This window comes from Micrococcus sp. KRD026 (genome assembly GCF_017168445.1).
In the GTDB taxonomy this organism is placed as follows: Bacteria; Actinomycetota; Actinomycetes; order Actinomycetales; family Micrococcaceae; genus Micrococcus; species Micrococcus luteus.
Window position 1 is genome coordinate 1 of record NZ_JABFBA010000007.1, and the last position, 9,950, is coordinate 9,950.

At 72.4% G+C, this 9,950-nt stretch carries 8 protein-coding genes; 7 read left to right on the plus strand and 1 reads right to left on the minus strand.

Features of this window, described 5'->3' with window-relative positions; genetic code table 11:
• Nucleotides 1-19 precede the first annotated feature (19 nt).
• The 4 genes from J1M40_RS02665 to J1M40_RS02680 all read left to right on the plus strand — a co-directional run bounded on the left by J1M40_RS02665 (nucleotide 20) and on the right by J1M40_RS02680 (nucleotide 5,133).
• Entirely contained in the window at nucleotides 20-1,552 is a 1,533-nt protein-coding gene (locus tag J1M40_RS02665; RefSeq protein ID WP_206450440.1) for an NAD(P)/FAD-dependent oxidoreductase, read from the plus strand.
• 26 nt (nucleotides 1,553-1,578) lie between these two features.
• Entirely contained in the window at nucleotides 1,579-3,240 is a 1,662-nt protein-coding gene (locus J1M40_RS02670; protein WP_036316957.1) for an APC family permease, read from the plus strand.
• A complete protein-coding gene (locus tag J1M40_RS02675; protein ID WP_049145446.1) occupies nucleotides 3,237-4,622 on the plus strand; it encodes an NAD-dependent succinate-semialdehyde dehydrogenase in 1,386 nt (461 codons plus the stop codon). The genes J1M40_RS02670 and J1M40_RS02675 overlap by 4 nt, the downstream gene beginning before the upstream one ends.
• 199 nt (nucleotides 4,623-4,821) lie before the next feature.
• Nucleotides 4,822-5,133 (plus strand): hypothetical protein, encoded by a 312-nt coding sequence (locus J1M40_RS02680; protein WP_017487866.1) that lies wholly within the window; start codon nucleotides 4,822-4,824, stop codon nucleotides 5,131-5,133.
• A gap of 81 nt (nucleotides 5,134-5,214) precedes the next feature.
• Here J1M40_RS02680 and gabT read toward each other — a convergent pair whose 3' ends face one another.
• Nucleotides 5,215-6,537: a 4-aminobutyrate--2-oxoglutarate transaminase gene (gabT, locus tag J1M40_RS02685; protein WP_087113829.1), complete on the minus strand. Its 1,323-nt coding sequence runs from the start codon at nucleotides 6,535-6,537 to the stop codon at nucleotides 5,215-5,217.
• A 144-nt stretch (nucleotides 6,538-6,681) separates the two neighbouring features.
• Between gabT and J1M40_RS02690 the strand changes: the two genes are divergently transcribed.
• From J1M40_RS02690 to J1M40_RS02700, 3 genes are all read left to right on the plus strand, one after another.
• Nucleotides 6,682-7,593: a LysR family transcriptional regulator gene (locus J1M40_RS02690; protein WP_206450441.1), complete on the plus strand. Its 912-nt coding sequence runs from the start codon at nucleotides 6,682-6,684 to the stop codon at nucleotides 7,591-7,593.
• A gap of 379 nt (nucleotides 7,594-7,972) precedes the next feature.
• Entirely contained in the window at nucleotides 7,973-8,437 is a 465-nt protein-coding gene (locus tag J1M40_RS12945; RefSeq protein WP_240009002.1) for a class F sortase, read from the plus strand.
• 122 nt (nucleotides 8,438-8,559) lie between these two features.
• Complete coding sequence (locus J1M40_RS02700) at nucleotides 8,560-9,630, plus strand: DUF305 domain-containing protein (protein ID WP_206450442.1); 1,071 nt, start codon at nucleotides 8,560-8,562, stop codon at nucleotides 9,628-9,630.
• Nucleotides 9,631-9,950: the final 320 nt, after the last annotated feature.

The window sequence follows — 9,950 nt, forward strand, 5'->3', positions numbered from 1 at the left end:
CCCGCCAGAGGAGCACCCCATGACCACCGCCCCCGCCACCGCCGGCCGCGAGCGCCGGACGAGCGACGTCGTCGTGATCGGCGCCGGCCCGGCCGGCCTCATGGCCGCCCGCACCGCGAAGGCCCAGGGCCTGTCCGTCACCGTCCTGGAGGCTCGCCGGCGCGTCGGCGGCCGCACCTGGAACGGCCTGGTCGAGGGCGCCGACGGCAAGGACCACTTCATCGAGATCGGCGGCCAGTGGATCTCCCCGGACCAGACCCGCCTCATCTCCCTGGTGGAGGAGCTCGGCCTGCCGACGTTCTCCCGCTTCCGCGACGGTCGCAACGTCTACGTGGACCCGCGCGGAGAACGCCACGTCTACGACGGCCTCGACTTCCCGGTGGCCGAGAAGACGGACCGGGAGATGGATCGCCTGATCGCCAAGATCGACGAACTGACCGCCGAGATCGACGCCGCCGCCCCGTGGGAGCACCCGCGGGCCGCCGAGCTGGACAAGATCTCCTTCCGCCACTGGCTGGAGCAGCAGTCCGACGACCCGGAGGCCATCGACAACGTCTCCATCTACATCGCCTCCGGCATGCTGACCAAGCCCTCCCACACCTTCTCCATGCTCCAGGCGCTGCTCATGTCCGCCTCGGCCGGGTCGTTCCGCAACCTGGTGGACGAGGACTTCATCCTGGACAAGCGCGTCGAGGGCGGCATGCAGTCCGTGTCCCTGGCCATGGCCGCCGAGCTGGGCGGCGACGTCGTCCTCGGCCAGCCGGTGCGCACCCTGCGCTGGGCCGAGCCGGACCCGACCACCGCGGACGAGAAGAACGGGGTGGCCGCGGACGTGCGCAACGGCGTGGCGCACGACGGCGCCGCCGGCGACGTCGTGGCGCTCACTGACGACTACGAGGTGCACGCCCGCTACGCGGTCCTGGCCGTCCCGCCGAACCTCTACAGCCGCATCTCCTTCGAGCCGCCGATGCCGCGCGAGCAGCAGATCGCGCACCAGCACATCTCCATGGGCCTGGTCATCAAGGTGCACGCCGTGTACGAGACCCCGTTCTGGCGCGAGGAGGGCCTGTCCGGCACGTGCTTCGGTGGGGGCCATCTCGTCCAGGAGATCTATGACAACACCAACCGCGGCGAGAACCTGGCCGGTGGCGCCCCGGGCAAGGAGGACCCGCACGGCACCCTCGTCGGCTTCGTGTCCGACGTGTACGCGGAGCAGATGTGGGCCCTGCCGGAGGAGGAGCGCAAGGCCGCGATCCTCGGCGCCATGGCCGAGTACCTCGGCCCCCGGACCCTCGAGCCGATCGCGTTCTTCCTCTCGGACATGGCCGCCGAGGAGTGGACCCGAGGCGCCTACGCCACCAGCTACGACCTCGGCGGGCTCTCCCGCTGGGGCCACCTCCAGAACCGCCCGACCGGTCCCATCCACTACGCGTGCTCGGACATCGCAGCCGAGGGCTACCAGCACGTGGACGGCGCGATCCGCATGGGCGAGGCCGCCGCCCTGGCCATCGCCGAGCGGGAAGCCACCGACGCGGGGCAGCCCACCGGCTGACCGGCCCGACGGACAAGGACATCCTCATGAGCGCATCCACCCCACGACGCCGCGTCGTCGACAATGAGGGACACGAGCACGTGTACCCGACCACCTCCGCCATCGAGCAGGTCAACCTGCTCAACCCGGGCGGGGTGAGCAACAAGGGGCTCCAGGCCGGCAAGGTCGGCCTGCTCGGGGCGGTGGTGATCGGCGTCTCCGTCGTCGCCCCCGCCTACACGTTGACCTCGGGCCTCGGGCCGACCATCAGCACCGTCGGCACCCACGTGCCCGCGATCCTGCTGCTCGGCTTCATCCCGATGCTCCTGGTGGCCCTCGGCTACCGGGCGCTGAACACGCGGGTGCCGGACTCCGGCACGTCGTTCACCTGGGCCACGCACGCCTTCGGGCCGTATGTCGGGTGGATGGGCGGCTGGGGGCTCATCGCCGCCTCCGTGATCGTGCTGTCCAACCTGGCGGCCGTCGCCGTCGACTTCACGTTCCTGCTGCTCGCCCAGATCACCGGGAGCCAGGCCATCGCGGACCTGGCCGGCAACCTGTGGGTCAACATCCCCCTGACCCTGGTGTACCTGGCCCTGGCCGGATGGATCTCGCACCGCGGCATGGAGACCACCAAGCACCTGCAGTACATCCTGGTGGCCTTCCAGATCCTGGCCCTCGGTGCGTTCGCGGTCGCCGCCCTGACGCAGTCCTCCCGTGGCGCGGGCTTCGACCCCACCCCGGTGCAGCTGGACTGGTTCAACCCGTTCACCGCGGGCGACTTCAGTGTGGTCGCGGCCGGCGTCTCCCTGTCCATCTTCCTGTTCTGGGGCTGGGACGTGACCCTCACGATGAACGAGGAGACCAAGGACCCCGAGCGCACCCCCGGCCGGGCCGCCGCCGTCACCGTGTTCGTCATCATCGCCGTCTACATCCTGTCCGCCCTGGCCGTGATCTCCTGGGCGGGCATCGGCTCCGAGGGCCTGGGCGCGGGCAACCCGGACAACCAGGAGTCGATCTTCGCGGTCCTCGCCGGCCCGATCCTGGGCCCCTTCGCCGTGATCATGTCCAGCGCGATCCTCGTCAGCTCCCTGGCCTCCCTGCAGTCCACCATGGTCTCCCCGGCCCGCACCCTGCTGGCGATGGGCTTCTACCGGGCTGTGCCCGCGCGCTTCGCCGAGCTGAGCCCCCGGTTCAACAGCCCGGCCTTCGCGACCTGGGTGTGCGCGGGCTTCGCCGGCCTCTTCTACGTCGTCACGCGGCTGCTCTCCGAGAACGCCCTGTGGGACACCATCACCGCTCTGGGCCTGATGATCTGCTTCTACTACGGCATCACCGCCCTGGCCTGCGTCTGGTACTTCCGCCGCGAGTGGTTCACCTCGGTGGGCAACGCCCTCACCACCTTCCTGTTCCCGCTGATCGGCGGCCTCGTGCTGCTGGTGATGTTCTGCGTGACCGCGATGGACTCCACCGACCCCGACTACGGCTCCGGCTCCTCCGTGTTCGGTGTCGGCACCGTGTTCATCCTGGGCATGGGCGTGCTGGCCATCGGCGTGGTACTGATGATGTGGACGCGGCTGCGCCACCCGGCCTACTTCCGTGGCGAGACCCTGCCGCAGACGGACTCGACCCGACCCATCCCGATCATCCGTCCGGACGACGACGGCACTGCCGTGGTCCGGGACCCCAACGAGAGGACCCACTCATGAGCACCCCCACCGGCTATCGCGTGCAGGACCCCAGCACCGGCCAGGTCGTGGAGACCTTCCCCGCCCTCGCCGACGGTGAGGTCGACCAGGTGCTGGCCGCCGCCGAGACCGCCCAGCGCGCATGGGCCGCCCGCCCCATCGAGGAACGCGCCACCATCGTGCAGAAGGTCGCGGACCTCTTCGAGGAGCGCAAAGACGAGCTCGCGCAGATCATCGCCACCGAGATGGGCAAGCGCGTGACCGAGGGCGTCGAGGAGGCGGAGTTCAGCTCGGCCATCTTCGGCTACTTCGCGGACAAGGGCCCCACCCTCGCCGCGGACCGCCCCATCGAGACCTACGGGGGCGGCCGCGCCATGATCCGCCACCTGCCCCTGGGTGTGCTGCTGGGCGTCATGCCGTGGAACTTCCCGTACTACCAGATCGCCCGTTTCGCCGCGCCGAACCTCATGCTCGGCAACGCGATCGTGCTCAAGCACGCCGAGATCTGCCCGCGCTCGGCCCTGGCCGTGCAGCAGATCATGGACGACGCCGGCGTGCCGGCCGGCGTGTACACCAACGTGTTCGCCACGCACGACCAGATCGCCGAGTTCATCGCCGACCCGCGCGTGGCCGGCGTCTCCCTGACCGGCTCCGAGCGGGCCGGCTCCGTGATCGGCGCGCTCGCGGGCCAGCACCTCAAGAAGGCCGTCCTCGAGCTCGGCGGGTCGGACCCGTACATCGTGCTCGACGCCGAGGATCCGGCCGAGGCCGCCCGCACCGCGTGGGCGACCCGCATGTACAACATGGGCCAGGCCTGCAACTCCAACAAGCGCATGATCGTCTCGGCGGACATCCATGACGCCTTCGTGGCCGAGCTGGTGTCCCTGGCCGAGGCCATGAAGCCCGGGGAGGCCGCCGACGAGGACCCGACGGTGTTCACCCCGCTGTCCTCGCGCGGTGCCGCCGAGGGCCTGGCCGAGCAGGTGGAGCGGGCCCGTCAGCAGGGCGCGACCGTCCACGTCGGCGGGACCGTCACGGACGAGGCGGGCGCCCGCTTCGCCCCGGCCGTGATCACGGGCGTCACCTCCGAGATGGACGCCTACCGCGAGGAGCTCTTCGGCCCCGTCGCCGTCGTCTACAAGGTGGAGTCCGCGGACGAGGCGCTCGCCCTCGCCAACGACTCCCAGTACGGCCTGGGCGGCGCCGTGTTCTCCCAGGACGAGGCCCAGGCCGAGCGGGTCGCCCGGCAGCTCGAGGTCGGCATGGCCAACGTCAACACGCCGGCGGGCGAGGGGGCCGAGATCCCGTTCGGCGGCGTCAAGCGCTCTGGCTTCGGCCGCGAGCTCGGCCCGCTCGGCATGGACGAGTTCGTCAACAAGCAGACGTACTTCGTCCAGGACTGACACCCCCACGACGACGACGGGCCCGCCTCCGGTGACTGGAGGCGGGCCCGTCCGCGTCCCGCCGGCGTGGCGGGAGCGATGAGTCAGTGACGCGCATGTCGCACAGCGGGTTCTAGGCTGGCGCGCCCTTGTCCCTTCAACCGGGGCGTGGCCATCATGGACCGGATCCCCGTCGAGAACTGCAGAATCGAGATGCCTGATGTACCCCACCCCGATGACCTTCGACGTGGCGCGCGCCGGCCGCGCTCTCGCCCAGGTCAGTGTCCGCACCCTGGCCACCGCGGCCGGCCTCGAGAAGGAGCAGCTGCGCCGCTTCGAGAAGGGGCTGGCCGACCTGCGGGTGGACGAGCGTCTGCGTCTGGAGAAGGCCCTGCGGAAGTACGGCGTCGGGCTGGTCCCGGAGGACGAGTTCGGCGGCACGGGGGTCCGCCGGATCTTCACCGCCGAGAAGTCCCGGCGCCTCGAGGCCCTGGAGAACGAAGGCGGCCCCGCGTACGAGGACGACATCTGAGTCCTCTGCCGACAGGCGGACGGCCCCGCATCCCGGGCAGGGATGCGGGGCCGTCGTCGTCGGTCCGCCGGTGGCGGGCGCTCAGGCGGACTGCAGCGCCTTCGTGACCTCGCTCAGGCCCTCCTTGAGGAGGTCCTCACCGATGGTCAGCGGCGGCAGGAAGCGGACGACGTTGCCGTAGGTGCCGCACGTGAGCAGGATGACGCCGGTGGCGCGCACGGCCGCGGCCACGGTGGCGGTCAGCGTCGCGTCCGGCTCGCCGGTGGCGGGGTCCACGAACTCGATCGCCATCATCGCGCCGCGGCCGCGGACCTCGGCGATGCGGTCGTCGGCGTTCTGCTCGAAGTGCTCGCGGATGACCTGCTCGATCCGGCGGGCCTTCTCCAGGAGACCGTCCTCCTCGACGGCCTCGAACACGGCGAGCGCCGCCGCCGTGGCGACGGGGTTGCCGCCGTAGGTGCCCCCGAGGCCGCCCGGGTGCACGGAGTCCATCACCTCGGCGCGGCCGGTGACGCCGGAGAGCGGCATGCCGCCGGCGATGCCCTTGGCGGTCGCCATCAGGTCCGGCTCGATGCCCTCGGTCTCGGAGGCGAACCAGGCGCCGGTGCGGGCGATGCCGGACTGGACCTCGTCCGCGATGAACAGGACGTCGTTGGCCTTGCACCACTCGACCACGGCCGGCAGGAAGCCCTCGGCCGGGACGATGAAGCCGCCCTCGCCCTGGATCGGCTCCATGATCACGGCGGCCAGGTTGTCGGCACCGATCTGCTTCTCCAGCGCGGAGATGGCACGCTGCGCGGCCTCGGCGCCGGACAGGCCGTCCCGCAGCGGGTAGGAGCCGGGCACGCGGTAGATCTCGGGGGCGAACGGTCCGAAGCTGTGCTTGTAGGGCATGGACTTGGCGGTCAACGCCATCGTCAGGGTGGTGCGGCCGTGGTAGGCGTGGTCGAACGCGGCCACGGCCTGCTTGCCGGTGTAGGCGCGGGCCACCTTGACGGCGTTCTCCACGGCCTCGGCGCCGGAGTTGAACAGGGCGGTGCGGGTCTCGCCGGGGATCGGGCTGGTGCGGTCCAGCTGCTCGGCCACGGCCACGTAGCCCTCGTAGGGCGTGATCATGAACGAGGTGTGGGTGAACTGCGCGACCTGCTCCTGGACGGCGGCCACGACGCGCGGGTGGGAGGCGCCCACGGAGGTGACGGCGATGCCGGAGGCCAGGTCGATCAGGCGGTTGCCGTCCACGTCCTCGAGGATGCCGCCCGCGGCGCGGGCCGCGTACACCGGCATGGTGGTGGCCACGCCGGCCGGGACGGCGCGCTTCTGGCGCTCGGCGAGCTCACGGGAGCGAGGGCCGGGCAGCTCGGTGGCCAGGTGGCGGGTCTGCTCGAGGTCGGGGGTGGCGGTCATGGGGATGCCTCCTGGGGACGGCTCACGGGAGCGGGGACGACGGGTGGGCACGACGACGACGCGTCGGGCCGCGTCCTCCCATGGTGGGGCGTTGAGTGCATGCCGTCCAGTGATGATCTTGCATGGTGGCTATGCTCATTCGGCATGGAGGAGAAACTGCTCAGGGCCTTCGTCACGGTGGCAGAGGTCGGCACGGTCTCGGGGGCCGCGATCCGCCTGGATCTCGTACAGTCCGCGCTCAGTCGGCAGCTGCAGCGGCTTCAGCGTGAGCTGCGCCTGCCCCTGTTCGCCCGGGTCGCCGGTCGGCTCGAGCTGACGACGGCCGGCGAGGCGTTCCTCCCGGTGGCGCGCGAGGTCCTCGTCGCCCATCGACGGGCGGAGCAGGCGGCCCGCGCGCTCGCCTCCGGTCGGCTCACGGACGTGGCCGTGGCCGCGCCGGGCACCACCCTCATCGACGTCGTGCTGCCGTTCGTGGCCACCTTCGGGGAGGAGGACCCGCGCCCGCGCGTCGCGGAGACCCAGCTGGACGACTCGCTGCTCGACGCCGTCGCGCGGCACGACCTCGTGGTGATGCCGACGGTGCCGCCGCCCTCCGCCGCGTCGCTGCCGCTGATGGACCTGCCGGTCTGGGCGTACGTCGCCCCGGGTCACCCTTGGGCGGGCCGGACGCGGGTGTCCCTCGACGACCTCGTGGCCCAGCCCGTCGTCGCGCCCGCCCGCACCTTCATGGCGCGACGCGTCCTCGACGGCGCCGTGGCCGTGGCGGGCCTCACGCCGCCGGCCCTCACCGAGGCGAACTCCGGGCGGGTGGCCCAGGCCCTGGTCGCGGCGGGGGCGGGCGTCGCCGTCGTCACCGAGGACCCGGCCTTCGGGTTGACGCCGGTGCGGGTCATCGCGCAGGGGCGGACGCTCACGGTGCGACTGCACGCGGCGTGGCGGGGGGATCACTTCGCCGCCGAGACGCTGGAGGCGATCGCCCGTCGGCTGCAGGCCTTCGTCCGGGACCGCTATGCCGAGCCCGGAGACGACGCGCCGGGCCGAGGCCGGAGCGCGTGAGACCATGCCGTCGTCGGACGCGGCCCCGGGCGGGCCGGGTCGATGCACACGAGGGGAGAACCCGGATGAACACCACCGTCCGACGCGCCCTGTGGGTGGTCCTGTTGCTGCTGTGCCTGAGCCTCGTGTTCCTCGCGCTGCGCGGGGTGCTGGCGGTCGGCGCCGTGCCGATCAGCGCTGCCCCCACCCTCAGCGCCACGGCGTCCGTGAGCCCGTCCTCTGCGGCAACCACGCGGGAGGCGGCGGTTCCCATCGAGACCCAGGAACCCGCCGGCGCACCCACGCCGTCCGAGGAGCCGACCCCCACCGAGGCGCCGCGGCCGCCCACCTCTCCGGCCCCGCCGCCCCGTGGGACGAGATCACGGCGACACCCGTGCACGTGGACGTCCACCAGGACGGCGAGCAGATCGTCGGAGCGGGGATCGACCTCACGCAGTTGGACGAGGGCGGCGACCTGGACCCGGAGCCGCAGACGGTCGGCTGGTACGGTCCGCCGCAGTGGGGCACCACGCCGGGGGAGCGCTCCCCGTACGCGGGGGTCCTGGCCGGGCACGTCGTCTACTACGGCGTGCGGGACGTGTTCTGGAACCTGGGCGACGTGCGGGCGGGCGCCGTCGTCGTGGTGACGTACGACGACGGCACGCAGGCCGCCTTCGAGGCGGACGCGGACGCGGTCTCGGTGGAGAAGGAGGCGCTCACCCAGGATCCGGCGCACCGCTGGGCCTGGGAGCCCGGGGGCGACGACGCGAAGGTCACGCTGATCACGTGCGACCTCGTGCCGGGCACCGGGATGGCCGGGAACGCCTTCAACAACTGGGTGGTGCAGGCCACCCGCGTCGCCTGAGGCCGCGGCGACCCCGGGGCAGGGAGGCCGGAGGGGTACCCTGGGGAGGCCGGGGCGGCCGACCGCGTCGGACCGCCATTGACCCCGTGACCGGGTGACGACCGCCGAGAGGACCTGCGCCCATGAGCCGAGCCGACATCGCCCCCGCCCGCGTGCGCCCCCGCCGCTGGAGCGTGGCCGTCGGAGGGGCGCTCCTGAGCATCACCCTGGCCACCGGCGGCTGCAGCGTCGCCGAGGAGCCCGGACAGACCGGTGGCACGGAGGCGGGGAACACCTACCTGGAGGGCGTGCTGGCCAGCCCCAGCCAGACGTCCGCCGACCCGCTCGCGGCGGACATCCAGTTCGCGGGTCTGCTGCTGCGCAACCACCGCGACGCGATCCAGCAGTCCGATGAGGTGCTGGGCAAGGACGGCGTGGACCAGGAGATCCGGGCCACCGCCGAACGGATGAAGTCCGAGCACGAGGAGCGGGCGCGCCGGCTCGAGTCGATGCTCGAGGGCTGGGGCGTCCCCTCGGATGACGTGCGCGGTGCGGGTGCCGAGTCGACCCCGTCTGCGCAGCCCGAGTCCACGGAGGACGCGGAGCCGACCCAGATCGTGGGCGACGAGTTGCGCGCCGGACTCCTGTCCGACCGGGAGAAGAACGTGCTGGCCGCCGCCGAGCCGGAGGAGGCAGGACGGATCTACCTGCTCCAGATGCGCCGCCTCTATCAGGGCGCGCTGACGATCTCCGCCACGGAGGCGGAGGACGGCTCGGACGACGCGGCGAAGGAGCTGGCCTCCAGCGTGGTCGAGGGCCATCGCAAGGAGCTGGAGAGTTTGGCCGCGACGCTCGGGGAGATGGGCGTGATCGGGTCGAGCGGGGCGCGCACGGCGGAACCGTCCGGGTTCACCGGCCCCATCAAGATCGAGGGCACCGGCGCCGACGGCGGCTCCGTCCCCTCGGACTTCGTCCCGGAGCCGGTGCAGCGGGTGCGCAGCTTCCGCGCCACCCAGAAGCCGGTGCTGCCGTCGTCGAGCTCGCCCAGTTCCTCCAGCGCGTCGGGCTCCGCCAGCGCGTCCGGCCGGGACGCCGAGGACCAGCGGGGGCGGGACGCCGCATCGGCGAGCCCGTCGCCCAGCCCGGCCGACACGGCGCAGGCCACCCCGCGCCCCTCCTCCGGGGCAAGCCCCTCGCCCAGCGCATCCCGCTGACGCGCGGCGCCGGCCGGCCCGATCCGCATCGCGCGTCGCCGTGACCGAGTCGATAGCGCTTCGTCACCGGATGGTGACCCGCCTCACGTCCGCGCGGCGTAGATTCGTGCCGACGCGGCGAGTGCGACATCCGGTCGACCTCGGGCGTCCGGGCCGGGGAACCCTTCGGCCCGTCGCAGCACCGCACCCCTGGAGGAGCACGATGCGCACCGCCCGACCAACCCGCCTCGCCGCCGCCCTGGGCGGCGGCCGGCAGCCCGCCCGCGAAGTCCCGGAAGACCTGGTGCACCGCCTCCTCGGTCCCGTAGTGGTCCAGGTGG

Coding starts and splice junctions, on each gene's coding strand:
- J1M40_RS02670 (WP_036316957.1), top strand. CDS start 1,579: ATGAGCGCATCCACCCCACGACGCCGCGTCGTCGACAATGAGGGACAC.
- J1M40_RS02680 (WP_017487866.1), top strand. CDS start 4,822: ATGTACCCCACCCCGATGACCTTCGACGTGGCGCGCGCCGGCCGCGCT.
- J1M40_RS02665 (WP_206450440.1), top strand. CDS start 20: ATGACCACCGCCCCCGCCACCGCCGGCCGCGAGCGCCGGACGAGCGAC.
- J1M40_RS02675 (WP_049145446.1), top strand. CDS start 3,237: ATGAGCACCCCCACCGGCTATCGCGTGCAGGACCCCAGCACCGGCCAG.
- gabT (WP_087113829.1), bottom strand. CDS start 6,537: ATGACCGCCACCCCCGACCTCGAGCAGACCCGCCACCTGGCCACCGAG.
- J1M40_RS02700 (WP_206450442.1), top strand. CDS start 8,560: ATGAGCCGAGCCGACATCGCCCCCGCCCGCGTGCGCCCCCGCCGCTGG.
- J1M40_RS02690 (WP_206450441.1), top strand. CDS start 6,682: ATGGAGGAGAAACTGCTCAGGGCCTTCGTCACGGTGGCAGAGGTCGGC.